This is a genomic window from Pseudomonas sp. So3.2b (assembly GCF_019464415.1).
GTDB lineage: Bacteria > Pseudomonadota > Gammaproteobacteria > Pseudomonadales > Pseudomonadaceae > Aquipseudomonas > Aquipseudomonas shahriarae.
Genome location: NZ_CP080494.1, coordinates 2,440,148 through 2,464,608, shown reverse-complemented (window position 1 = coordinate 2,464,608; position 24,461 = coordinate 2,440,148). Strand labels below are relative to the sequence as shown.

19 protein-coding genes are annotated in these 24,461 nt (G+C 63.6%); 17 read left to right on the top strand and 2 right to left on the bottom strand.

All coding sequences use genetic code 11. The features are described 5' to 3' along the window. The first annotated feature begins 35 nt into the window (after nucleotides 1-35). Nucleotides 36-968, top strand: coding sequence for an alpha/beta fold hydrolase (locus K1X80_RS11215; protein WP_057959154.1), 933 nt, complete (start codon nucleotides 36-38; stop codon nucleotides 966-968). Here the strand turns inward: K1X80_RS11215 and K1X80_RS11210 are convergent. Continuing rightward, nucleotides 938-1,906 (bottom strand): GlxA family transcriptional regulator, encoded by a 969-nt coding sequence (locus K1X80_RS11210; RefSeq protein WP_115127916.1) that lies wholly within the window; start codon nucleotides 1,904-1,906, stop codon nucleotides 938-940. The genes K1X80_RS11215 and K1X80_RS11210 overlap by 31 nt on opposite strands. A gap of 90 nt (nucleotides 1,907-1,996) precedes the next feature. Here K1X80_RS11210 and inhA point away from each other — a divergent pair, with 90 nt between their 5' ends. Continuing rightward, nucleotides 1,997-2,677 carry an isonitrile hydratase gene (gene inhA, locus K1X80_RS11205; RefSeq protein WP_128593662.1) on the top strand — a complete coding sequence of 227 codons (681 nt, stop codon included), beginning with the start codon at nucleotides 1,997-1,999 and terminating at the stop codon, nucleotides 2,675-2,677. 1,351 nt (nucleotides 2,678-4,028) lie between these two features. On the opposite strand, the gene K1X80_RS11200 is transcribed toward inhA, so the two are convergent. Further along, nucleotides 4,029-4,658 (bottom strand): LysE family translocator, encoded by a 630-nt coding sequence (locus K1X80_RS11200; protein ID WP_198818378.1) that lies wholly within the window; start codon nucleotides 4,656-4,658, stop codon nucleotides 4,029-4,031. A 159-nt stretch (nucleotides 4,659-4,817) separates the two neighbouring features. On the opposite strand from K1X80_RS11200, the gene K1X80_RS11195 reads away from it, so the two are divergent. The 15 genes from K1X80_RS11195 to K1X80_RS11125 all read left to right on the top strand — a co-directional run bounded on the left by K1X80_RS11195 (nucleotide 4,818) and on the right by K1X80_RS11125 (nucleotide 24,438). Then, nucleotides 4,818-5,333, top strand: coding sequence for a sigma-70 family RNA polymerase sigma factor (locus K1X80_RS11195; protein WP_057959063.1), 516 nt, complete (start codon nucleotides 4,818-4,820; stop codon nucleotides 5,331-5,333). Continuing rightward, nucleotides 5,320-6,288, top strand: a complete 969-nt coding sequence (locus K1X80_RS11190; protein WP_186626311.1) for a FecR domain-containing protein — start codon at nucleotides 5,320-5,322, stop codon at nucleotides 6,286-6,288. Before K1X80_RS11195 ends, K1X80_RS11190 begins: the two co-directional genes overlap by 14 nt. 98 nt (nucleotides 6,289-6,386) lie before the next feature. After that, nucleotides 6,387-8,870, top strand: coding sequence for a TonB-dependent receptor (locus K1X80_RS11185; protein WP_186626310.1), 2,484 nt, complete (start codon nucleotides 6,387-6,389; stop codon nucleotides 8,868-8,870). Nucleotides 8,871-9,268: 398 nt separating this feature from the next. Beyond that, the gene (locus K1X80_RS11180; protein WP_220172892.1) at nucleotides 9,269-10,708 is read left to right on the top strand and encodes an undecaprenyl-phosphate glucose phosphotransferase; all 1,440 of its coding nucleotides are present in this window, start codon (nucleotides 9,269-9,271) and stop codon (nucleotides 10,706-10,708) included. Continuing rightward, complete coding sequence (locus K1X80_RS11175; protein WP_220172891.1) at nucleotides 10,708-12,171, top strand: mannose-1-phosphate guanylyltransferase/mannose-6-phosphate isomerase; 1,464 nt, start codon at nucleotides 10,708-10,710, stop codon at nucleotides 12,169-12,171. The genes K1X80_RS11180 and K1X80_RS11175 overlap by 1 nt, the downstream gene beginning before the upstream one ends. After that, complete coding sequence (locus tag K1X80_RS11170) at nucleotides 12,171-13,082, top strand: glycosyltransferase family 2 protein (protein WP_057439113.1); 912 nt, start codon at nucleotides 12,171-12,173, stop codon at nucleotides 13,080-13,082. The genes K1X80_RS11175 and K1X80_RS11170 overlap by 1 nt, the downstream gene beginning before the upstream one ends. 6 nt (nucleotides 13,083-13,088) lie before the next feature. Further along, nucleotides 13,089-13,910: a polysaccharide biosynthesis/export family protein gene (locus tag K1X80_RS11165; protein ID WP_057439114.1), complete on the top strand. Its 822-nt coding sequence runs from the start codon at nucleotides 13,089-13,091 to the stop codon at nucleotides 13,908-13,910. Between the two features lie 76 nt (nucleotides 13,911-13,986). Further along, nucleotides 13,987-15,966 (top strand): exopolysaccharide transport family protein, encoded by a 1,980-nt coding sequence (locus tag K1X80_RS11160; protein WP_057439115.1) that lies wholly within the window; start codon nucleotides 13,987-13,989, stop codon nucleotides 15,964-15,966. Next, entirely contained in the window at nucleotides 15,966-17,144 is a 1,179-nt protein-coding gene (locus K1X80_RS11155; RefSeq protein WP_220172890.1) for a glycosyltransferase, read from the top strand. The genes K1X80_RS11160 and K1X80_RS11155 overlap by 1 nt, the downstream gene beginning before the upstream one ends. Next, nucleotides 17,144-18,484 carry a beta-xylosidase gene (locus tag K1X80_RS11150; RefSeq protein ID WP_057959059.1) on the top strand — a complete coding sequence of 447 codons (1,341 nt, stop codon included), beginning with the start codon at nucleotides 17,144-17,146 and terminating at the stop codon, nucleotides 18,482-18,484. The genes K1X80_RS11155 and K1X80_RS11150 overlap by 1 nt, the downstream gene beginning before the upstream one ends. 25 nt (nucleotides 18,485-18,509) lie before the next feature. Further along, a complete protein-coding gene (locus tag K1X80_RS11145) occupies nucleotides 18,510-19,820 on the top strand; it encodes a glycosyltransferase family 4 protein (protein WP_220172889.1) in 1,311 nt (436 codons plus the stop codon). Continuing rightward, a complete protein-coding gene (locus K1X80_RS11140; protein ID WP_057959057.1) occupies nucleotides 19,714-20,817 on the top strand; it encodes a glycosyltransferase family 1 protein in 1,104 nt (367 codons plus the stop codon). The genes K1X80_RS11145 and K1X80_RS11140 overlap by 107 nt, the downstream gene beginning before the upstream one ends. Then, nucleotides 20,817-22,214: an O-antigen ligase gene (locus K1X80_RS11135; protein WP_057959056.1), complete on the top strand. Its 1,398-nt coding sequence runs from the start codon at nucleotides 20,817-20,819 to the stop codon at nucleotides 22,212-22,214. The genes K1X80_RS11140 and K1X80_RS11135 overlap by 1 nt, the downstream gene beginning before the upstream one ends. Beyond that, nucleotides 22,211-23,032, top strand: a complete 822-nt coding sequence (locus tag K1X80_RS11130; protein WP_057959055.1) for an acyltransferase — start codon at nucleotides 22,211-22,213, stop codon at nucleotides 23,030-23,032. The genes K1X80_RS11135 and K1X80_RS11130 overlap by 4 nt, the downstream gene beginning before the upstream one ends. Beyond that, nucleotides 23,032-24,438, top strand: a complete 1,407-nt coding sequence (locus K1X80_RS11125; RefSeq protein ID WP_057959054.1) for a lipid II flippase MurJ — start codon at nucleotides 23,032-23,034, stop codon at nucleotides 24,436-24,438. Before K1X80_RS11130 ends, K1X80_RS11125 begins: the two co-directional genes overlap by 1 nt. Nucleotides 24,439-24,461 lie beyond the last annotated feature (23 nt).

Here is a 24,461-nt window from a genome sequence, read left to right as displayed (position 1 = left end):
TCCAGGCTCCCTGCTGTGACCCGAACGGAGTCCCAATGAGCCCCTCGATCGCGCTGCTGTATATCCGCACTCCCATGCTCGATATCGCCTACGAAGCCCATGGCCCGGCCGACGGTGAAGTGGTGATTCTGCTGCACGGTTTCCCCTATGACCCTCGCGGCTACGATGCCATCGCGCCGGTGTTGGCCGAGGCCGGTTATCGCGTGCTGGTGCCTTACCTGCGCGGCTACGGCCCGACCCGGTTTGTGCACGCCCAGGTGATGCGCTCCGGCCAACAGGCGGCGCTGGCCAAGGATCTGCTGGACTTCATGGATGCCCTGGCCATCGACCAGGCCGCCCTCGCCGGTTATGACTGGGGTGGGCGCGCCGCGTGCATTGTCGCGGCGCTTTGGCCCGAGCGCGTGCGCTGCCTGGTCACTGGCGACGGTTACAACATCCAGGACATCGCAAAGTCCATCCAGCCCCGCGCGCCAGTCACCGAGCATCGGTTGTGGTACCAGTTTTACTTCCACACCCAACGGGGCGTCGATGGCCTGACCGCCAACCGCCGCGAGTTGTGCGAACTGTTGTGGTCGCTCTGGTCGCCCTCCTGGGCTGCGGGGCCGAGCCTTTACCCGCAGACGGCACCCTCGTTTGATAACCCGGACTTTGTGGAGGTGGTAATCCACTCCTATCGCCATCGCTTCATGTATGCCGAGGGTGATCCGGCGCTGGAAGTGATTGAACAGGCGCTGGTGCAACCACCGCCGATTTCGGTGCCCACCATTTCGCTGTGCGGTGCCGACGACGGTGTCGGCCCGGCTCCCGAGGTGGATGACGACGTGGGTAATTTCAGCGGATTCTATCGGCGCCGGGTGCTCGCCGGGGTGGGCCACAATATTCCCCAGGAAGCACCGCAGGCCACGCTCGATGCACTGTTTGAACTGCTTGAACAGACTCAGGCCGGCGCCGAAAACCGCTCGCGATAAAGCTGCGGGGTGATCGACAAGGCGCGGATAAAACTGCGGCGCATGGTTTCTTCGCTGCCAAAGCCACATTGCGCGGCGATGCGTTTGATTGCCACGGCGCTGTCGGCCAGTTGCCGGCGTGCGGTTTCCACGCGGATCAGTTCCACCGCCCGGGCCGGGGTCTGGCCGGTTTCGGCGCGGTAATGGCGTACGAAGCTGCGTTCGCTCATGCCGCACGCGGCCGCCAGGGTCGCGATGTTCAAGTCCAGGTGCAGGTGCTCGGCAATCCACCCATGCAATTCGCTGAAGCGGCTACCGCCCTTTTGCAGGGACAGGGTGACGCTGAACTGCGACTGGCCACCGGGGCGCTTGAGAAACACCACCAGGTGCCGCGCCACTTCCAGGGCCACCGCGCGGCCCAGGTCCTGTTCTACCAGGGCCAGGCACAAGTCGATGCCGGCCGTGACGCCCGCCGAGGTCCAGAGCGAGCCCTGCTGGATAAAGATCGGGTTGGCCTCGACCTGCAACCTGGGGTATTTGCGCGCCAGTTCCTCGCAGCGCGTCCAGTGGGTGGCGACCCGACAGCCATCGAGCAGGCCACTGGCGGCCAGCAGAAAGGCGCCGGTGCACACCGAAGTCATGCGCCGCGAGTGCCTGGCTTTTTGCCGGACCCACTCCACCAGTTGCGGATCCTCGGCCGCCCCATACACGCCCCAGCCGCCAGCAATCACCAGGGTGTCGCAGGGCGTGTCGGCGCCAGGCAACGGCTCGGCCACCAGGGCCAGGCCGGCGGAGGTCATCACCGGCTCGGCCTGGGCGGCAATCACGTTGACCGCATAGGGCAACGGCAAGCCTTGCTGGCGCGCCAGGTCGTTGGCCGAGGCAAACACTTGCAACGGTCCGGTGACGTCGAGCACCTGCACATTGGCGAAGGCGAGCACATGGATGATTTTCGGCATGATTGGCGTGATTAGTGGGCTCAATGGCGTATGCGCCAAAGCCTAGGCCACTAGAGTGAAGCCGTCCATCCCTCTTCCTGGAGTTTGACCATGACCTTGCAGATCGGCTTTGTGTTGTTCCCCGGTATTCAGCAACTGGACCTCACCGGCCCTTACGACGTGCTGGCGTCGTTGCCGGAGGTGCGACTGCATCTGATTTGGAAAGACCTGGCGCCGATCACTTCCAGCAGCGGGTTGGTGCTGTCGCCGACCACCACCTACGACGACTGCCCTACCCTGGATGTGATCTGCGTGCCGGGCGGCTCGGGGGTTGGGTCGCTGATGGAAGATGAGCCGACCCTGGACTTTCTGCGGGCGCAATCCCAGACCGCACGTTATGTGACGTCGGTGTGTACCGGCTCGCTGGTGCTGGGCGCTGCGGGTTTGCTGCGCGGGCGGCGGGCCACCACGCATTGGGCCTACCACGACATGCTGGCCACCCTCGGCGCCACGCCGGTGCAGGAGCGTGTGGTGCGCGACGGCAACCTGTTTACCGGGGGAGGCATCACTGCGGGGATCGACTTTGCCCTGACCCTGGCGGCCGAGTTGTACAGCGAGGCGGCGGCGCAGTTGGTGCAGTTGCAGCTTGAATATGCGCCGGCCCCGCCCTTCAATGCCGGCCGCCCGGACACTGCACCACAGCAGGTACTGGACGAGGCGAATAAGCGCACCGCTGAATCACGCAAGACCCGGGGCGAAATTGCCGCACGGGCGGCGGCGCGACTGGGCTGAAGGCCGAACTATTTTCCCCTGTGGGAGCGGGCTTGCTCGCGAAGACGTCGGCCCAGCAAACATTGATGTTGACTGACCCACTGCTTTCGCGAGCAAGCCCGCTCCCACAGGGGATGTGCGTCGGAGCAAAAGCTTGGGCCACACCACAAATCAAAGGTGGGAGCTGGCTTGCCTGCGATCGCGGTGTGTCAGCCGCCAAAAATAGTGGCTGAACCGCCGCCATCGCGGGCAAGCCCGCTCCCACAGGGGATGTGCGTCGGGGCAAAAGCTTGGGCCACACCACAAATCAAAGGTGGGAGCTGGCTTGCCTGCGATGGGGGTATACCAGCCGCCAAAAATAGTGGCTGAACCGCCGCTATCGCGGGTAAGCCCGCTCCCACAGGGGATGTGCGTCGGGGCAAAAGCTTGGGCCACACCACAAATCAAAGGTGGGAGCTGGCTTGCCTGCGATGACGGTATACCAGCCGCCAACAATAGTGCCTGAACCGCCGCTATCGCGGGCAAGCCCGCTCCCACAGGGGGTGTGCGTCGGGGCAAAAGCTTGGGCCACACCACAAATCAAAGGTGGGAGCTGGCTTACCTGCGATGGGGGTATACCAGCCGCCAACAATAGTGGCTGAACCGCCGCCATCGCGGGCAAGCCCGCTCCCACAGGGGGTGTGCGTCGGGGCAAAAGCTTGGGCCACACCACAAATCAAAGGTGGGAGCTGGCTTACCTGCGATGGGGGTATACCAGCCGCCAACAATAGTGGCTGAACCGCCGCCATCGCGGGCAAGCCCGCTCCCACAGGGGGTGTGCGTCAGGGCAAAAGCTTGGGCCACACCACAAATCAGAGGTGGGAGCTGGCTTGCCTGCGATGACGGTATACCAGCCGCCAACAATAGTGGCTGAACCGCCGCTATCGCGGGCAAGCCCGCTCCCACAGGGGGTGTGCGTCGGGGCAGAAGCTTGGGCCACACCACAAATCAAAGGTGGGAGCTGGCTTGCCTGCGATGGGGGTATACCAGCCGCCAACAATAGTGGCTGAACCGCCGCCATCGCGGGCAAGCCGGCTCCCACAGGGGGTGTGCGTCGGGGCAAAAGCTTGGGCCACACCACAAATCAAAGGTGGGAGCTGGCTTGCCTGCGATGACGGTATACCAGCCGCCAACAATAGTGGCTGAACCGCCGCCATCGCGGGCAAGCCCGCTCCCACAGGGGGTGTGCGTCGGGGCAAAAGCTTGGGCCACACCACAAACCAGAGGTGGGAGCTGGCTTGCCTGCGATGACGGTATACCAGCCGCCAACAATAGTGGCTGAACCGCCGCTATCGCGGGCAAGCCCGCTCCCACAAGGAGAGGCACCTGCCGTCTACAAGGTGCGTGGCATCAGCGCCAGGCGCACGGCCAATACTGTCAGCACCGTGGCCAACCCCCATTTCTGCAAGCCGGCGGTTCTTTTACTGCCGGTGAAAAACCGGCTGATCGCCCCGCCAAAAACCCCGAGCACGGCATGAAACACCCCGGCAATCAGCGTCAGGACCAGGCCCAACTGCACCAATTGCTGGGCAATGGGCCCGGCCTCGGGCTTGACGAACTGCGGCAGGAACACCATGAAAAACAGCAGCGCCTTGGGGTTGAGCAGGCTATTGAGCATGGCGCGCATAAACACCCCGCCCAGGCGTACCCGCACAACCTGGGCGGTGTCCAGGGATGGCTTTTTTTGCAGGGTCTTGAACGCCAGCCACAGCAGGTAGACCACGCCGGCATAGCGAATCAGGTCAAAGGCCGGCGGCCAACTGGCCACCAGGGCGGTGACGCCGGTGGCGGTCAAGGCAGTCAGCAGCAGGTCCGCCACCCCGATCCCCAGGCCGGCCGCCACTCCACCCCGCCAGCCATAGCTCACGCCATGACTGATGACAAAGGCCATGTTCGGCCCGGGCGACAGCAGCAACAGCAGCACGGAACCAGAGAAAACCGCGAGGGTTGCGAGATCGATCATGCTCAACTCATCCGCCAGGGAAAACCCAAGATTAGTCTCACCGCGCCCCCCGCGACCAGCCTCCAGGCACAACACCTGAAGATAGGTGATTGCCCAATGCCACAGGCCACGTCTAGAATGCGAACCGTTATCAATTAAGATGCCTGCGCCAGGACGACTATGTCGAGCGAATACCCAGCGGATCATGCGGCAATCGGCCAGCTCTACCAGGCCCACCATTCCTGGTTGCATGGCTGGTTGAAGCGGCGCACCGGTTGTCGCGAGCATGCCGCCGACCTGGCCCAGGAAACCTTCGTCCGCCTGCTCAATAGCCGCAAGCAGCACAGTTTGCTGCAACCCCGGGCCTACCTGAGCAGCATTGCCCGCAGCCTGATGATCGACCAGTATCGGCGGCGCGAACTGGAACGCGCCTACCTCGACAGCCTGGCCCATTTCCCCGAACACCAAGCCCCTTCGCCAGAAACCCGCCTGCTGATCCTCGACAGCCTGGAGCGCATTGACCGCCTGCTCGACCAACTCAAGCCACGGGTGCGCGAAGCCTTTTTGCTGGCGCAACTGGACGGCCTGACCTGCCCGCAGATCGCCCAACGCCTGGGCGTGTCCAAGGCCACCGTGGAGCGCGACCTGGCCAAGGCCCTGCACGCCTGTTATCGGTTGCGCTATGCCGACTGCTGACCCGCGCCTGGTGGACCAGGCCATCCAATGGATGATCAAGCTGCGCTTCAACACCACCGATGACGCCAGCACCGCCGCGTTTGAACGCTGGCTGGCCAGCAGCGCCGAACACCAACTGGCCTGGCAGCGGGTCGCGACGATGAATGATGATTTTCGCCATCTGCCCGCCCAACTCGGTCGCCAGACCCTGGACAGCGCGCGCCGACGAATCAGCCGCCGCGAGGGCTTGAAGCTGCTGGGCCTGGTGGCCGGGGCCGCCGGGTTGACCTGGCTGGGCCGCGACTACACGCCGCTGCCGGGGCTGCTGGCCGAGTACCGCACGGCCACCGGAGAGCAGCGCTGGATCAGCCTGGATGACGGCAGCCGTATCCAACTCAACAGCGCGAGCGCCATCGACACTGCGTTCAACCGCGAACGGCGCCTGGTGCAGCTGCGCCAGGGCGAGATGCTGATTGATACCGGCAGCGATGGTCGTTCGCCCCGGCCCTTCTGGGTACAGACCCACAACGGTTATCTGCGGGCCCTCGGTACGCGCTTTATGGTCCGCGAAGAACCCCAGGGCACGCTGCTCGCGGTGCAACAGGGCCAGGTCGCGGTGTTTGCCGGGCACGCATCGGGCGCTGCCCGGCAAGTCGTCGCGTCCGGCGAACAGGTGTTGTTCAACCGCCTCGCAATTTATCCGCCACCCGCCACCGGCCTCGACCCCTGGGCCTGGAGCGACGGCGTGATCAGCGCGCGCAATATGCGCCTGGATGACTTCCTCAGCGAACTGGATCGCTACCGCCACGGCGTGTTGCGTTGCAGCGAGGCCGTCGCCGGCCTGCATGTGTCCGGCACTTATCAGGTGGGCGACACCGATCAGGTGCTGGCGTTGGTGGCCCAGGCATTACCGGTCAGTGTCACCTACCGCAGCCGCTATTGGGTCACGGTCACCCCGCGCACCGCCCGCTCCTGAAAAATAAATGAGGTGAATTCTCATTGCCGTTCGACCTGTAAGGAAAGGCCGATCAACAGGCCCGTTCTGTCCACTTCCTTCAGGAGCAACCCGCGGTCATGCAAGCGTTCCCCTCAAAAAAATCCCCCCTGCGCCAAGCCGTCAATGCCGCCCTGCTGGGTGCCTGCCTGGCAAGTGCCCTGCCCGGCGGCGCCCTGGCCCAGGAGCCGGCGCGCGACAGCCAGACCCGCGCCTGGAACATTGCCCCTGGCCCACTGTCCAGCGCCCTGGATCAATTCGCCCGTCAGGCCGGCATCAGCCTGTCTTTTGACGCCAACAGCGTGGCCGGCAAGCACAGCGCGGGCCTCAACGGCGCACTCGACAGCGAGCAGGCCCTCGGCCAACTGCTCCAGGACCAAGGCCTGCAAGCCCAGCGCCAAAGCGATAACAGCTGGTTGCTGCTCCCGTCGGTGGGTGAATCCGGCGCGCTGAACCTTGGCGCCACCACCGTCACCGGCGAACGCCTGGGGGCCACCACCGAAGGCAGCGGTTCCTACACCACCGGCGCGGTGACCATCGGCAAGGGCCAGCACAGCCTGCGGGAAACCCCGCAATCGGTGAGTGTGATGACCCGCAAGTTGATGGATGACCAGAACATCCACACCATCGACCAATTGCTGGAGCGCACGCCGGGGATCACCACCTACGAATCGCCCATGGGCGGCAAGTATTTCTATTCCCGCGGCTTCAAGATGCTCGGGCAGTACCAGTACGACGGCGTGCCGCTGGATATGGGCAAGGACTATGTCCAGGCCGACAGCTTCACCGCAAACATGGCGCTGTATGACCGGGTGGAAGTGCTCAAGGGCGCCGCCGGCATGCTCAAGGGTGCCGGCACCGCCAGTGGCGCGGTGAATTTCGTGCGCAAGCGGCCCCAGGACAAGCCCACCACCAGCCTCACGCTGTCGGCCGGCACCTGGGACAACTACCGCGCCGAAGTGGATACCGGCGGCCCGCTGAACGACAGCGGCACCGTGCGCGGCCGGGCAGTGGTCAGCCAGCAGAATCGCGGTTCCTACATGGATATTGCCAAGCGCCAGGACCAGGCCATCTACACCGCCCTGGACATGGATATCAGCCCCGACACCACCCTCGGTTTCGGCGCCAGCTACGAAGACGTCGACTCTACGCCGTGCTGGGGCGGCATCCCGCGCTACAGCGACGGCAAGAGCATCGGCCTGAGCCGCTCCACCTGCCTGGGCCAGTCCTGGAACGACTGGCAAAGCCGGCGCACCACGCTATTCGCCGACCTGACCCACCACTTCAATGACGACTGGAAACTCAAGGTCAGCGCCGTTCACAGCCGCAACCTGCAAGACATCAAATACGCCGCCAGCGAAGGCACCGTGGCCTATGGCGATCCGGCCCCCACGGCCAACAGCTACGCCGCCCTGTTTGACTACGATCACAAGGACTATGGCCTGGACGCCTACATCGACGGCAAGTTCGAAGCCTTTGGCCTGGAGCATGAGCTGATCCTCGGCGCCAACGGCAGCCGTGGCAGCCAGGACGATGTGTACGCGATCCGCAACCTGCCCCAGCGCCAGACCATCTACCAGCCCAACCATCACTTCCCGGAGCCGGCCGACGACACGTTCTGGCCGAACATGTACCGCGGCGGCACGGTCAAGGAGACCGCCACCCAGTACGGCACCTACGCCACCCTGCGCCTGCGGCTGGCCGAGCCGTTGCTGCTGGTGGTTGGCAGCCGCGTCAGTTGGTTTGAAAACCGCCGCCAGTCCAACAACCTGGCCTGGGGCGAGTGGAGCGTGCAGGATGCGCGCACCAAGGAAACTGGTGAAGTCACGCCCTTTGCCGCGCTGATCTATGACCTCAACGACAACCTCTCGATCTATACCAGCTACGCCGATATCTTCCAGCCACAAAGCTCCTACGCCACCGTCAGCGGCGCGGCCCTGAAGCCGAAGATCGGTGAGAACTACGAGCTGGGGATCAAGGGCGAATGGTTCGACGGGCGCCTCAACAGCTCCCTGGCACTGTTCCGCGCGATCGAGAAAAACGCTGCCGAGACCGACTACATCGCCCACTGCGGCACCTCGGCCGACGGCTTCTGCTACAGCGACACCGGCAAGGTCCGCGCCCAGGGCGTCGAGGCCGAGATCAGCGGCGAACTGCTTGAACGCTTGCAAGTCTTCGGCGGCTATACCTACACCCAGACCAAGACCCTGAACAATATCGACAGCCAGGCCGAGGGCCGGGCCTCCACCAGCTACGTGCCACGCCATATGTTCCGGCTGTGGGGCGATTACCAATTGGATGGTGCCCTGTCGAAATGGACAGTGGGCAGCGGCGTCAGCGCCCAAAGCAGCAACTATCGGGTCCAGACCATCAAGCTGGAACAACCCGGCTACGCCTTGTGGAGCGCGCGCCTGGCGTATCGGGTCGATAACACCTGGACCGTGGCGTTGAACGGCAACAACCTGTTCGACAAAAACTACTACCAGACCGTGGGGACCGCGTCCTGGGGTAACTTCTACGGCGAGCCGCGTAACGTCACCGTGAGCCTCAAAGGCGACTTCTGATCCCCATCCCCCTGTAGGGGCCGGCCAGCCGGCCCCTATCCCCGTCAAAAAAGCTTTGCCCGCCCGGCAGGATAATTGGCGTTTTTGTTCCTACACTGCAAAAAGCCATCACTCATTCTCAATAAATCTGAAAAACCAATAACAAATGTCAACAAACCGTCACGATAAGAGTATCTTATGACACCCGACGGCAAAACCCTGACGAAATGTCAAAACCTTGACATCTCACCCATAAGGAGCCATCATTTAGCCACTATTTAGCAAAGCACCTGCACCTAGACAGGTCATTGCGCGTTACCCAGCGAAAGCAGTCGTTCGCATTGCGCCACTTATAAGCAACTGCCTTATGGATGAGCAAACGAACAGGGAAGTCCTGGTGGTGCATTGAGGGATGTTTTATGCGTGAGAAGTCGTCAGTCGATAGCCTGTTTCTGACTCGTACCGGTTTTGTTGAATTCTTTGTGGTTTTCGTCAAGTTAATCCACGGCCTGACGGCGGTCCTGCCGGCGATGATCCTGTTGTTCTACCCGGATCCAGTCGACCCGCAAATGCGTGGCCACTACCTGGGGCTGCTGCTGTTTTTTGCGATCCTGACCATTATTCTGTTCCAGGCACTGGGGGTGTACTCCGAGGACCTTTTCAGCAACCGCCTGCGTTTTCGCGTGATGCTGGTCGCGTGGATCTCGGCGTTTTGCATCCTGCTGTTCATGTACCAGATCCTGCTCCTGTTCCCGCAGTTGAGCCCGCGCAACCTGATGTTCTGGTTCAGCCTGAGCCTGGTGCTGTTTGGTGTGGAGCGCATCCTGATGCTGCGCCTGTACCGCAACCTGATGAAGAACGGCAAGTTCCTGCAGCGCACGGTGATCCTCGGCTTTACCGACACCGCCATCCATGTGGCCGAACACCTGTCGCGCAACAGTGATATCCGCTCCGGCCTGATCGGTTTTATCGACGACCGCACCGAACGCATTCCCAAGGAACTGAGCAGCCTGCCGTTGCTGGGCAACACCCGCGACCTGGAAAAGCTGATCAGGTCCGAACAGGTCAACCAAGTGATGATCACCCTGCCCTGGGCCGCCGAGCAGCGTATCAACGGGCTGGTCAAGCGCCTGCGGCAGATGTCGGTCAACGTCATGCTGGTACCGGACATGGCCGCCCTGCGTTATGGCCACAACCGCATTACCGATGTCGGCGGCATGTTGATGTTCAACACCTCGCAACTGCCGCTGCGCGGTTGGTCACCGTTTATCAAGCGCTGTGAAGACCTGCTGCTGGCCGGTGCCGGCCTGCTGCTGTTGTCACCGATCATGTTGGTGACCGCCATTGCCATCAAGCTCGACTCCAAAGGCCCGGTGCTGTTTCGCCAGAAGCGCTACGGCTACAACGACAACCTGATCCGAGTGTTCAAGTTCCGCTCGATGTACGTCGACCAGACCGACTTCAACGCCGAGTACCAGACCACCCGCAGCGACCCGCGCATCACCCGCGTCGGGCGGATTATCCGCAAGACCAGCATCGACGAGCTGCCGCAACTGTTCAATGTGCTGCTGGGCAACATGTCGATGGTCGGCCCGCGCCCCCATGCCACCGCCACCAAGGCCGCCGGGATTCCGTTCGAGGAAGCGGTCAGCGAGTACAGCTCGCGGCACCGGGTCAAGCCGGGCATCACCGGGTGGGCGCAGATCAATGGCTACCGGGGTGAAACCGACACCCTGTTCAAGATTCAGAAACGGGTCGAATACGACCTGGAATACATCGCCAAATGGTCGGTGTGGTTTGACCTGTACATCGTTTTCATGACGGTCCCGGCCGTCCTTTCCACCAAGGAAGTCTATTGATGAACCCTCTCAACGGATTGATTCCCTGCATCATTTCCGGTGGCTCGGGCACGCGGCTGTGGCCGGTTTCGCGGCAGAACATGCCCAAGCCGTTCATGCGCATGCGCGACGACCAGAGCCTGTTGCAGAAAACTTTCCTGCGCGCCAGCCACCTGCCGGGGGTCGACAGCGTGCTGACGGTGACCAACCGCGACCTGCTGTTTCGCACCCTCGACGATTACCGCGCGGTCAACACCGGCCAACTGGGCCTGGACTTGCTGCTCGAACCGTTTGGCCGCAACACCGCAGCGGCCATCGCGGTCGCCGCGCTGCATGTGCAGGAGTTTTTCGGCGGCGATGCGCAGTTGCTGGTGATGCCGGCCGACCACCTGATCCTCGATGAAAGCGCCTTCGCCCAGGCCGTGGCCCAGGCCCGCGAATTGGCCGACGCCGGCTATCTGGTGACCTTCGGCATCCAGCCCGATCGCCCCGAGACCGGCTTTGGCTATATCGAACAAGGCACAGCCCTGGCCCAAGGCTTCCGTGTCCAGCGTTTCGTCGAAAAACCCGACCTGGCCACCGCCCAAGGCTACCTGGACGGCGGCAAGCACCTGTGGAATGCCGGAATGTTCTGCTTCAAGGCCGCCACCGTGCTCGACGAGCTGGCGACCCACGCCCCGGCCGTACTGGACGCGGCCAAGGCGGCGCTGGAGCACAGCACCAGCCTGCAGAACAGCAGCAGCCGCCAGCGCGAACTGAACCCGCAAGGCTTTGGCACCGCGCCGGACATCTCCATCGACGTGGCCCTGATGGAAAAATCCGCCCAGGTCGCCGTAGTGCCCTGCGATATCGGCTGGAGCGATATCGGCTCCTGGGAAGCCCTGCGCCAGCTGACCCCCAGTGACGGCAACGGCAACCAGATCAATGGCGAAGCGATCCTGCACGACGTGCACAACTGCTATATCGACTCGCCCAAGCGCGTACTCGGTGCGGTCGGGGTGCGTGACCTGATCATCGTCGACACCCCCGACGCGATCCTGATCGCCGACGCCAACCGCAGCCAGGATGTGCGCCATATCGTCGCCGAGCTCAAGCGCCAGAACCATCCCGCGTTCAGCCTGCACCGCACCGTCACCCGGCCCTGGGGCACCTACACGGTGTTGGAGGAAAGCACCCGCTTCAAGATCAAGCGCATCGTGGTCAAGCCCAAGGGTTCGTTGTCTTTGCAAATGCACCACCACCGCAGCGAACACTGGGTGGTGGTCAGCGGCGCGGCAATGATCACCAATGGCGAGCGCGAGATCCTGCTCAACATGAACGAGTCCACCTATATTCCCGCCGGGCACAAACACCGCCTGACCAACCCCGGCATCATCGACCTGGTGATGATCGAGGTGCAGAGCGGCGAATACCTGGGTGAAGACGACATCGTGCGCTTCGACGATATCTACGGCCGCACGCCCGCCAGCGAGCCCAAGCCCTGATGCGGACTTCCCTGATCATCCCGACCCGCAACGCCGCCAGCCACCTCGACCGGCTGCTGCCGGCGCTGCGCATGCAGACCCTGCAACCCGACGAGATGCTGGTCGTGGACAGCGCGTCGAGCGATGCCACGGTGGCGCGCTTTCGCGAGTTCGGTGCGCGTGTCGAAGTGATCGCCGCCCGCGACTTCAACCACGGCGGCACCCGTCGCTGGGCCAGCGAGCACGTGGGCGGCGACGCCCTGATCGTGATGACCCAGGACGCGATCCCGGCCGAGCCCGAGACCTTTGCCAAGCTGCTCGCCGAGCTGCAACAGGACCCACTCAACGGTGTCGCCTATGGCCGCCAACTGCCGCATCCCGGTGCGGGGGTGTTGGGTGCGCAGTCGCGCCACTTCAATTACCCGGCCCACAGCCGCAGCAAAAGCCTGGCCGATGCGCCGCAGCTGGGGATCAAGACCTGCTTCAGCTCTGACTCGTTTTCCGTGTACCGGCGCAGCGCCCTGGAGGCCGTGGGCGGCTTCCCCGCCGATGTGATCGGCAGCGAGGACGCCTACGTCGCCGCACGCATGCTACTGGCGGGCTGGAAGGTGCAGTACGCCGCCAGCGCCCAGGTCTATCACTCCCACGATTACCGACTCATGGATGAGTTTCACCGCTACTTCGACATTGGGGTGTTCTACGGCCGCGAGCCGTGGATCCGCCAGGCGTTTGGCGACGCCGGCGGTGAAGGTAAACGCTATGTACTGGCCGAATTACGTGCCTTGCGCGAGGCCAACGCCTTGCACCGCGCCCCCGAAGTGGTGGTGCGCAGTGCCTTTAAATTGCTGGGCTATCGCCTCGGCCACCTTGAACGCTACCTGCCCAAATCGCTCAAGCAGCGCCTGGGCATGTTTTCCACCTACTGGACTTGAGCCGTCATGAAGACTACCAACCGACGTTCCCGTCTTACCCTGTTCAGCCTGTTGAGTGCCTCGATCTGGCTGGCTGGTTGTTCGACCCCTGCGCGGGTGCCGCTTCCTGACAACAACACGCTCAAGGCCGGCCACCAGGCGGCGCTGACCTTGGCCGACCTGCCGCCCCCGCAGGTGCTGATCCAGAGTGGCGACCTGTTGCGCATCGTGCGCGATGCCCAGGAGCCGGCGGCGGCCGACGACATGACAGTGTTCGTCGTGCGCCCCGACGGCGTGATCTCCATCCCCAACATCGGTCGGGTCAAGGCGGCATTGCGCACGCCGGAAGACCTGGGCAAGGAAATCACCGACAAGTACAAGCGCATCTACCGCGAGCCGGCAGTGACGGTGAACATCGCCAGCGCCCCGAGCAACAAGGTGTTTATCGGTGGTGCGGTGCCGAACCCGGCGTTTTTCGACCTGGCGGGGAATGTCAGTGTGGAGCAGGCGTTGCTCAGTTCCGGGGGGGTGTTGTCCTCGGCGGATGCCTCCAACGTGGCCCTGATGCGTACGGGTCCGGATGGCAAGTACAAGACCTACTTCATCAGCTTGAACAACATGCTGACCGATCCCAATCACCCACGGGTGGCCCTGCAGCGTGGCGACCTGATCTATGTGCCGCAGTCGGGCATCGGCGCCACTGTGGAAGCCGTGGATATGTACTTCACCCGCCTGTTCCCGATCAACAAGGGCATTGGTGTGGGCCTGAACTACGACCTCAACGACAGTGGCGTGAAGAACAGCGGCAACACCATCTACAACAACCCAGTCATCAACGCAGGCCAATGATTATGGACCAGGCTTCGTATCACTCGAACCGACTGTTCCCGTCTGGCGTACACCACATATTCAATGGAGTGATCCTGTGATCGAAATCCGCTCTCTACGCGACCTCTTGCGGTTGTTTTTCATCTTCCGCCGCGAGTTCAAACTGGCCGTGATCACCACGATTGTGGTGGCCGTGTTGGGTGCCTTCCTGTTGCCGGCTCGCTACGAGTCCGACGCGCGCTTGCTGGTCAAGCCAGGACGGGACAACACCACGTTGCCGATCGAAGCCGCCAACCGCCAGACGCTGATTGCGCCCAGCACACAGCACGACCCGATCGTCGATGAGGAGAAGATGCTCACCGGCCGGCCCATCGTGCATATCGTTGCCGAGCGCTACCTGGCAATGACGTCCGAGCCGCCACAGGGCTTCTGGAAAGTCACCAAGTTCTACGTCAAGAAAGCCGCCGGTGAAGTACTGGATGCGGTGCGCAGCGTCCTGCAATTCGTCGGCCTGGCCGAGAAGCAAAGCCCGCTGGAACGCCTGGCGACCAAGCTGGAGAAGAACTTCGAAGCCGGCCACGAACCGGGCTCCTCGGTGATCGAAATTTCCTTCACCTGGGACGATCCGGCCATCGCGCAGAAAGTCGTCGAGACCTGGGTCGATGCCTACCTGGAAGAGCGCGCGCGGATTCTCGGGCGCAAGAGCCTGCATACCTTCTATGAAACCGAACGCAGCAAGGTCGCGACCAACATCCAGGGGCTCAAGGATGAACTGCAGGGCCGCTTGAAGCAGATCGACTCGATCAGCGTGGACGCGCGCCTGAAAAACCTGACCAACCAGATCGACCGTGTCACCGACGCCAAAGTCACCGCGCAAAACCAGATCGCGGGGATCCGCAGCTTCCTGGCCAACGCCAGCCAGCAGATCAAGAACCAGCCGGCCGAAGTGGTCACTGGCCGGGAAACCAGCCTCAACCCGACCCAGCTGGACCTCAAGCGCCAGCTCAATGCCCTGCAAGTAGAACGGGCGCGCCTGCTGCGCACCTATCTGCCGAACACACCGCAGGTCAATCAGATCGAGCAGAACATCCGCGACATGGAAGCCCTCAGCGCCCAGGAAGCGACACGCCTGGAACGCTCGCAAAACACCGCGCCCAACAGCCTGGTGATCAACGTCAAGCAGCAGATCATCGACGCCCAGCTGCAGGAGCGCAAACTGGCCGGGGAAATCGAGAACTACGACAAGACCCTCGCCGAACTGCGCGCCCAGCGTGACCAGGCGATGACCGATGAACCTGAGCTGAACAAGCTGACCCAGCAACTGCGCACCGCCGAGAAAAGCTACGCGTTGTACTCGGAAAACCTCGAACAGGCGCGCATCGACCACGCACTGGACAGCAGCCAGATCAGCAACATCGCCCTGATCGAACACGCCACCCTCAACCCGGCGCGCGTGTTTCCCAAGAGCCTGCTGATTCTGCTGTTCACCATTCCTGCCGGCCTGGCCGTCGGTTTGCTGACCATCTACGTGCTGTACCTGCTGGACCAGCGCATCCACGACGGCGCGCGCTTGCAGGAAGTGTTCGGTGTACCGCTGTGGAGCAGCATCCCCGATGTGCAGCACGCGACACCGGCCGCCCTTACCGCCAGCATCTATCGCTTGTACAGCCTGCTACCCGCCGAGCGCATCGCCAGCGAGGGCTTTGCCCTGGGCCTGACCTCGGCACGGCACGGCGAAGGCGTGAGTTTTATCATCGAGCAACTCAAGCGCCTGCTCGAAGAGCGTGGTCACCGGGTCTCGGTCAACGGCACTGAAGCGGCAAAGCCGGGTGAAGTGTTGCTGCTGGACGCCTCGGCCCTGTCATCCAACCCGCAGGCGTTCCTCACCCTGCGCCGCGCCGAGCAGATTGTGCTGGTGATCGAAGCCCGCACCAGCACCGTGCCGACCATCGAGAACGCCCTGTCGCTGCTGACCACTGCGTTCGGCAAAGTGGATGGGATGATCCTCAACCGCCGCCGTTTTGAAGTGCCGGCCAATGTCCTGGCACGGCTCAACAGCTGGCGCGGTGCGGCCTGATGCGCATTGCGTTGCTGGCGCCACTGCCACCGGAGCAGACCGGGATCGCCGACTACGCTGCGCACTTGCGCAGCGCGTTGCGCGAACGGGGCCTGGAGGTGCTGACGCCTCTGGAAGGTTGCCTGGACCTGGCTGAGCAATTGCGGCGCCTGCAGGCCTTTGACTGGCGCAGTATGGACCTGGTGCATGCCGAACTGGGCGGCGGACGCTTTGCCGAGTTCCAGGCCCTGGACTACTTGCGCCGGGCCCAGCCGCAATTGCCGCTGACCGCCACTGTGCATGATCCGGAGCGCCTGATCTGGCGCCGGGCCAAGCTGTTTTTCCCGCTGACCCTGCTCGAACGCCTGCCCCACCCGCTGCCCCAGGCGGCGGCGTTGCTCGCCGATCCATTGACCCTTTACGAAGAGCGGCGCCTGGCCAAAAGCATGCGCCGCCTGATCACCCTCACCCGCCTGGGTGGCGATTGCTTGCGCCAGCGCATGGGGCTAAAACCTGAGCAAGTGGCGGTGATTGCCCACGGCAACCTGCCCATCGCCCCCGTGGCCTTGCCGCCGTTGCAACCGTTGCGCCTGCTGTATTTCGGCTTTATCTACCGCGGCAAGGGCATCGAAGATCTGCTGCAGGCCCTGGCCCGCTCCCTGAGCGCCCACCCGCAATGCCGTGGCCAGGTGCGCCTGACCCTGGCCGGTGGCACCGCGCCGGAGATGACCTTCGACCCCGCCGGCAATTACCTTGAGGGCCTGCGCCAACTGATCACCACCCTGCACCTGGGCGATGTGGTGGACTGGCAACTGGACCTGCCCTCAGCCGACATTCCCCATACCATCCAGGCCCACCATGTGATGGTGCTGCCGTACCGTGAATCGAAAAAACTCGGTTTCCTCGGCCAGATGCGCGGCACCAGTGGCGCGCTGTCCTGGGCCAACGCCTGCGGGCGCGGAGTGATTACCTCCAATGCCCGCGCCTTCGCCGAAGAAGTCGCCGGTGGCAATGGCATCACCTATCAACAGGGGGATATCGCCTCGTTGAGCGATGCCCTGAACCGCCTGATCCTCGACCCGCAACAGGCCCGCCAATGGGCCGACCACGCCGCCGACATCGGCCGGCAGCGCCAGTGGGCCAGCACCGCGCAACGCTTTGCCGAGTTGTTCCAGGCCGCAGTCAAGGAGCCTTTGTGATGAATGTTTCGTCAACTCGCCGGATGTGGCGCTACCTGCCACTGGTCATTGCAATGGCCGTGGGCGGCGCACTGCTGCTCAGTGAAAACGTCGACGCGGAGCCCGTGAACCTGGCGCCCCAGCGCACTGTGGAGTGGCGCGAGTTCCTCGGGGTGAACGCGCATTTTCTGTGGTTCAAGCCCGAGCAGTACCAGAAGCAGATCCGCCAATACCAGAAACTGGGGCTGGACTGGGTGCGCGTCGACCTGCACTGGGACCGCCTGGAGCCCAAGGAAGAAGATTATCAACTGAGCACCTTCGATGAACTGGACCGCACCCTGACTGCCGAGAAAATCCGCTCGGTGTTCTACCTGGTGGGTTCGGCGCCGTTTATCACCACCGCCCCCAAAGGCGCAGAATTCCAGGATCAATACCGCCCGCGAGACGCCAGTGTGTATGCCCTGCGTCTGGCCCTGCTGGCCAAGCGCTACCCGAATATCAACGCCTGGCAGGTGTGGAACGAGCAGAACCTGCCGAACAACTGGCGCCCGCAAGTGAATGCCGAGGAATACGCGCGCTTGCTGCTGGCCAGTCACCAGGCACTGAATATCGCCGCACCAGACAAGATCCAGGTGATGGGCGGCATGGCCTACTACAGCCAGATGCCGCCGCGCGGCAAGACCCTGATGTTTGAAGCCCTCGGCGCGCTGGGCGTGCAAACCCTGGGCATGGTCGCGGCGTATCACCCGTACTCGATGACCCCGGAAACCGACGAACCGGGCAAGAATGAAGTGCTGCTGCGCGGCGACCAACTCAACGCCGTGCTGCACGGTGCCGGAGTCAAGGATGTGTGGGCCACCGAGTGGGGCTGGTCCAGCTATGCCGGGCCCAAGGAGATGCAGGACCTGATCGGCGTCGACGGCCAGGCCGATTTCACCTTGCGCCGCCTGGCGCTGATGGCGTCCCAGGATTACCAGAAGATTTTCCTGTTTGCCCTGTCCGACCTGGATGAACGCGCCTCCGTACGTGACCAGCACTATGGCCTGCTGGACCTCAACGGTGAACCGAAGCCGGTCTACAGCGCCCTCGCCCGCTTCCTGGAGATCACCGGGCCGACGCTCAAGCCGGGGGTCACCCCCGTGCTCGAGGACGTACCCAAGACTTTTTACAGCGTGGCCTGGACCCGCGAAGACGGCAAACACCTGTTGATGTACTGGAGCGCGGAAGGCACCCGCATCACCTTGCCCAAAGTGCAGCACGCCGAACTGCTGGACCCGCTGACGGGCGCCAGGCAGACCCTAAACGATTACAACGGCATTCGCCCCGTGGTGAAACCGTCGTTGCAGATATTGGTGTGGTAGCACGCCCAGGCATGGAGAGCTGCACGTGAGAATCCTGTGGATTGTGCCCTATCTGCCGTGGCCGACGACCAGCGGCGGCAAGACCCGGCAGTACCATTTGCTGCGTACCTTGAGTGAGCGTGGGCATCGCATCACCTTGCTGGTGCAATCGAAGACGCCGGCCGATGCCGCCGTGCACGCGGCCCTGGAGCCCTTGCTCGAGCGCCTGATCGTGGTGCCGCGCCGCGCCCTGAAACACCCCATGACCCTGCTCGCCGGGGTGTTTGCGCCCTGGCCGCTGCTGACCACGGTCAACGGCCTGTCGCCGGTGTTGCAGGCGCGCTTTAGCGAACTGTTGAAGGAAACCTGGGATGTGATCCAGGTCGAGCACAGCTACAGCCTGCAACCGTACTTCACCCTCTTGCAGCAGCAAGCGCGGGATTTCGTGCTCACCGAGCACAACCTGGAATCGAGCTTGGGCGGCGCCACCTATGACCGCTTTCCAAAATGGGCCGCGCCGTTCGTGCGCTACGACCAGTGGCGCTGCCAGCAGTGGGAGCGCAAGGCGTTTGACGCGGCGTGCCATGTAGTTGCCGTGACCCAGGCCGATGCCCAGGCTATCGGCCAACTGACCACGACCCCGGTGAGCGTGGTGGTCAATGGGGTCGACAGCCGCGCATTCAGCGACGTCAGCGCCGACCCGCAGAGCCAGCGCCTGTTGTTTGTCGGCAACTACGAATACGCGCCGAACCTGGACGCGGTGCAGTGGCTGCTCGACGACATCTTCCCGCGGGTCTGGTTGCAATGCCCCAACGCCCGCCTGGCGGTGGCCGGCTTCGGCTTGCCTGCACACTGGCGCGAGCGCTGGGCGGACGATCGTATTGAATGGCAGGGTTTTGTTCCCGACCTCACCGCCTTGCAGCGCCGCTGTGCAGGGTTTGTCGCCGCGCTGCGCCATGGCGGCGGCTCCAAACTCAAAGTGCTGGAGGCAATGGCCGCCGGCCTGCCGCTGGTGAGCACCGCCCAGGGTGTGTCCGGGCTGGCGGTTGAGCCGCAGGTGCATTACCTGGCCGGCGAAAGCGCCGAGGCCCTGGCCGATGGGATTGTGCGCCTGCTGGACGAACCGACGCTGGCCCGCCAACTGGCGCAGGCTGCGCGGGACTATGGGCGCAACCATCACGACTGGGCGGTGGCCGGTAATGAACTGGAGCAGATCTACCGCACCTTGCCCACCAACAGGAGCCTCAAGCATGCGCGTAGCCCTGGATTACCGCCCGGCCACGGTCGCGCCTTCGTCGGGCATCGCCCGCCAGGTGCTGGCCCTGGAACACGCCTTGCGCGCCCGGGACAACACTGAAGTGGTGCTGTTTACCGAAGCGCCGCTTGATCATCCTCAGCGCGACACGGCGGTTTGCCCGGCCTGGGCCAGCCCCCTGGAGGGCCTGCAACGGCCTCAGGTGCGCTGGCGCTTCGAGCGCGGCTTCCTGCCCCGGGAAATCCACCAACAGCAGATCGACCTGTACATCGCCACGGCCAACATGGGCCTGCCCTTGTGCCGCAAACCCGCCGGCACCCGCTATGTGCTGGTGCTGCATGACCTGTTTCAACTGACCCACCGCAACTTCCATCGCTCCCGCCTCAAGGCCCTGGCCTACCGCCTGATCGACGGCGCGTCGATTGCCTGGTCGGTGTGGCAAGCCGACCGGGTGTGGTGCCCGTCGCAGTTCTCGTGCGATGAGGCTGCGCGCCTGTTTCCCTGGGCGCGGGCCAAGTTCCGCGTGTTGAATAACCTGGTGCCGGAGTTCACCGAGGCCCCCGAGCCGTTGCCCGAAGGCATTCCGCCGCGCTACTGGCTGGTGGTGGGTACCCGTGAGCCGCGCAAAAACATGGCGTTTTTCCTGGCGCAATGGCAGGCCAGCCGCGCCCAGGACCCGAACGTGCCCGACCTGGTACTGGTCGGCCACGCCAGCGATGTGCCGGCGTCCCTGGGCGAGTTGCCCGGCCTGCATTGGCGCAGTGGCTTGTCCGACGGCCAGTTGCAGGCGCTGTACCGGCATGCCGCGTACCTGTGGCAGCCGTCCTATGCCGAGGGGTTTGGCTTGCCGGTGGTGGAAGCGCTGAGTGTCGGCACGCCGGTCGCGGTTGCCCGTGGCTCGGCCCTGGATGAAGTGGCGCCGCCCACCGCACAGCGTTTTGCCCCCGACGACGCCGGTCAACTGCAAACGTTGATGGTGTCACTGGCTGCACCGGGGGGCACGGTCGACCCCGAACTGCAACGCACATGGGCCCGGCAATTTGCCGAACCGGCCTATCGCCTGCGCCTGGATAAACTGCTCAAGGAATTGAACCGCTAATGCTGCCAGGAAAACTCGTTAGTCTGCTCCTGGGCCTGGTCTTCGGCGGCCTGCTGTTGGCACTGCCGCCGATGAAGGTCTTTATGATCGTGGTCGGCCTGGGCGTGGCGCTGACCCTGATCCGCAAACCGCTGTGGGGCTTGCTGATCTTTGCCGTCTTGGCCACCAGCATTCCCTACACCACCTTGCAACTGGGGATCCGCACCACCATCAGCGAGGCGGTGCTGGGCCTGACCTGGGCCGGGGTGTTCTGGCAATCGTTTATCGGCAAGACCCGTGGTTTCATGGTCTGGCGCCCCACGGAACGGGCGTTGATGTGGCTGATGCTGTTCAGCACCATCCCGTTTATCTGGGGCATGATCATCATCCACGCCGAGGGCAACGGCCCGGTGAACTGGGTGCGCTGGCTGATGAACCTGTCGCTGCTGTTTATCGTGCCGCTGCTGCTGCGCACCGATGCCGACCGCGACAAGGTGGTGGTCGCTCTGCTGCTGGGTAACCTGGCGATGCTGTTGCTGTCGATTTTCATGTTCCTCAAGACGCGCAACGCGATGTCGATGATCGACATTCTCACCGACCTCAAGTACGCCCACCCGGAGGCGGTGAAGGATATTTTCTCGGCCAACTACAAGCGCATGGCCTCGCCCTGGGTTCACCCGAACCTGACCGGTGGCGTGCTGGTGCTGTTTATCCCGCTGGCGCTGTTCTACGGCTGGACCCGCACCGGCTGGCGCCGCGCCCTGGGCCTGGCGGTGGCGGTACTGGGTTGCGCCGGCCTGCTGCTGAGTATCTCCCGGGGCGCGATTGTGGCCCTGGCACTGATCCTGATCTGGCTGACCTACAAGCGCGTGCCTCACAGCGGGCGGATCATCGGTATCGGCGCGGCTTTTGTGATCGCCCTGGTGCTGTTCTATCCGCCGCTGCAGGACCGTTTGATGACGATGTTCTCGACCACCAACGCCAGTACCGAGATCCGTTTCGACGAATACGCCGGGTTCCCCGATGTAATGGCCAAGTACCCCTTGGGGATCGGTTTCAAGATCGACCCACCGGTGCCGGGCAGCAACTTGCTGGGGATTTCCAACCTGTGGCTGAACTTCATCTACAAGATTGGTATTCCGGGGATGCTGCTGTTCATCGCCGTCACCGTGCTGTGGTGGCGAGAAGTGCGGCCATTAGGGATGGTACGCAAGGTCACCGCCGACAACGCCCTGTGGCTGGGTTGCGTGTGCGGCGTGCTGGCGGCGCTGCTGACCGGGATTTTCGACCACTACTTCAGCTTCACCTTTGTATTGATCGCGCTGTTCTGGCTGTTGATGGGCATCAGCCTGCAACAGGTGCGCCTGAGCCCGACCATTACTGCTCCTGTTTCCGTGCCAAAGGATGACCGACCATGAAACATCGCACTATTCACTCCCCCGACCTGCGTGACCGCCTGCCCGCCCTGGCCAGCGAACTTGGTGCAAGCCTGGAAGACTTGCAGGACGGCCTGGCCTGGTGCCTGGCCAACGAGGTGGTTTTTGAAGAGGGCGAAGGCGAGAACAAGCGCTTCTGGATGACCTCTTTCGATGTGGAACCGACTATCGAGCATCCGGTGGCACGTCGGCTGTTCCATCGCATGAAACAGGATGTCCCGGCGCAGTTCCTGCCGATTTATGGCAAGAACTGGGCTACCCTCAAGGACCGCTGGCGCAGTGCCTGGGACATGGCCTACAACATCCTGATCAACAAGATCCCCAGCCACCACATACGCATCGGCTGGCTGCGCCTGGGCGGCGCGAAGATCGGCAAGGGGTCGAGCCTGTGGCGCAACACTGAGGTGCTGGGCATCCACAACCTGAGGGTCGGCGACGACACGGTGATCGGCTGGCATTGCCAGGTGGATGCACGCTCTGGGCTGGTAATCGGCAACCATGTGGCGATTGCCTCCCATGTGCTGATCATCGCCGGCAGCCATGACTTGCAGGCGCCGGAGTTCTGGTCGATTTCCGGGGCGATTTATATCGACGACTATGTGTGGATCGGCAGCCGTGCGCTGATCGGTTTCGGCACCCACCTGTGCGAAGGCTCGGTGGTGACTGCCAATACCGTGGTGGCGAAAACCGTCGCGCCGTACAAAATTGTCGGCGGCACCGGTGCCAAAGTCATGGGCGAACGCGTTCGGGGGCTCAACTACAAGGTGGGTGGCAAGGGCCTGTTCACCCTGTTCCACTGATGTTTGGCAGCACCCTGTGGCTGACCCTGGCGACCCTCGCCGGGCTGGTGGCCGGCTTTGCCCGGGAATGGCTGCTGGTCGCAGCCTGGGGCGCGGGCAGCCGCAGCGACGGGTTTCTGGTGGCGGTGTTTTTGCCTGAGGCGCTGCGCATGACCCTGGCCGCCGGTTTGCTCGCTGCTGCGGCCCTGCCCCTCTATCAACAACGGGATGCGCAACGCCAGCAAGCCTGGTTGGCCAGCCTGTCGCCGCGCCTGCTCGGCGTCGGCCTGGGCCTCTTCGCTCTGCTGGCCCTGGGCGCGCCGCTGTGGGTACGCCTGATCGGCCCGGGGCTGGACGCCGCCGCCCACGACCAGGCCGCCGCCAATCTGCGCTGGCTGGCCGCCTGTGCGCCGGGGCTGGTGATGCATGGCCTGTTCAGTATTCCGTTGCAGGCGCGCCAGCGCTTTGTGCTGCCGGGGCTGGGCTCGCTGCTGTTCAACCTGCCGCCGGTGCTGTACCTGTTTATCCGCGGCACGGCCAGCGACAGCGCGGAACTGGCAAGGTGTTTTTTTGCCGGCAGTGTGTTGATGTGCCTGCCCTTGCTGGCACCGGTCTGGTCGTTCGGCTGGCGCCCCTGGCAAATCAAGGGTGATGCCCTGGCCGGCCGCGAACTGCTGGGGCGTATCGGTCCGCTGTTGGCGAGCAATCTCGCCAGCCAGGGCCTGGCCTTGCTCGAACGGCTGATCGCCAGCTACCTGGGCGAAGGTGCGGTGACCTGGGTCAACCTGGCGCGCAAGCTGATCAACCTGCCGCTGATTGCGCTGATGAGCCTCAACCAGGTATTGCTGGGGATGATGAGCGGTGAACAAGGCCAACAACGCCTGGCCTTGCTGCGCCGTGGCCTGGACGCCGCCACCCTGCTGAGCCTGCCCGCCGCCCTCGGCCTGATTGGCGCCAGCCCGGTGCTGATTCACCTGCTGATGCCCGCGCAAAGCGCCGACGGCCCGCTGCCCGCCCTGCTCGCCTGGTTCGCCACGCCCCTGGTGTTCGGCGCCTGGAACGCCATGCTCGCACGCTATGCCTACGCCAGCGGCGACACACGCCTGCCACTCAAATGTGAACTGCTGGGCAGCCTGGTCAACGCCGGCCTGTTGGTATTGCTGCCGTACTTCTTCGGCCTGCCAGGCATTGCCTTGGCGGCCCTGGGTGGGGTGATCGTCACCAACCTGCTGCTGATGCAACGCCAACACCTGCTCGGGCAACTGGGCTGGCCGTTGCAGTGGGGCTTGAGTGTGGTGTTGCTGGGTGTGGCGGCGCTGGTGCTGCACCCGCTGCATAACGATGGCTGGCAGCTGGGCTTAAGTACCTTGGCGGGCGCCGGGGTACTGGTGGGATTGGGGCTGTGGTTCAAGCCGTGGAAGGCTTGAGCTGCGAAAGCAAAGGCATAGCA

Coding starts and splice junctions, on each gene's coding strand:
- K1X80_RS11180 (WP_220172892.1), top strand. CDS start 9,269: ATGCGTGAGAAGTCGTCAGTCGATAGCCTGTTTCTGACTCGTACCGGT.
- K1X80_RS11190 (WP_186626311.1), top strand. CDS start 5,320: ATGCCGACTGCTGACCCGCGCCTGGTGGACCAGGCCATCCAATGGATG.
- K1X80_RS11200 (WP_198818378.1), bottom strand. CDS start 4,658: ATGATCGATCTCGCAACCCTCGCGGTTTTCTCTGGTTCCGTGCTGCTG.
- inhA (WP_128593662.1), top strand. CDS start 1,997: ATGACCTTGCAGATCGGCTTTGTGTTGTTCCCCGGTATTCAGCAACTG.
- K1X80_RS11185 (WP_186626310.1), top strand. CDS start 6,387: ATGCAAGCGTTCCCCTCAAAAAAATCCCCCCTGCGCCAAGCCGTCAAT.
- K1X80_RS11140 (WP_057959057.1), top strand. CDS start 19,714: ATGCGCGTAGCCCTGGATTACCGCCCGGCCACGGTCGCGCCTTCGTCG.
- K1X80_RS11175 (WP_220172891.1), top strand. CDS start 10,708: ATGAACCCTCTCAACGGATTGATTCCCTGCATCATTTCCGGTGGCTCG.
- K1X80_RS11165 (WP_057439114.1), top strand. CDS start 13,089: ATGAAGACTACCAACCGACGTTCCCGTCTTACCCTGTTCAGCCTGTTG.
- K1X80_RS11155 (WP_220172890.1), top strand. CDS start 15,966: ATGCGCATTGCGTTGCTGGCGCCACTGCCACCGGAGCAGACCGGGATC.
- K1X80_RS11125 (WP_057959054.1), top strand. CDS start 23,032: ATGTTTGGCAGCACCCTGTGGCTGACCCTGGCGACCCTCGCCGGGCTG.
- K1X80_RS11135 (WP_057959056.1), top strand. CDS start 20,817: ATGCTGCCAGGAAAACTCGTTAGTCTGCTCCTGGGCCTGGTCTTCGGC.
- K1X80_RS11210 (WP_115127916.1), bottom strand. CDS start 1,906: ATGCCGAAAATCATCCATGTGCTCGCCTTCGCCAATGTGCAGGTGCTC.
- K1X80_RS11130 (WP_057959055.1), top strand. CDS start 22,211: ATGAAACATCGCACTATTCACTCCCCCGACCTGCGTGACCGCCTGCCC.
- K1X80_RS11195 (WP_057959063.1), top strand. CDS start 4,818: ATGTCGAGCGAATACCCAGCGGATCATGCGGCAATCGGCCAGCTCTAC.
- K1X80_RS11150 (WP_057959059.1), top strand. CDS start 17,144: ATGAATGTTTCGTCAACTCGCCGGATGTGGCGCTACCTGCCACTGGTC.
- K1X80_RS11215 (WP_057959154.1), top strand. CDS start 36: ATGAGCCCCTCGATCGCGCTGCTGTATATCCGCACTCCCATGCTCGAT.
- K1X80_RS11170 (WP_057439113.1), top strand. CDS start 12,171: ATGCGGACTTCCCTGATCATCCCGACCCGCAACGCCGCCAGCCACCTC.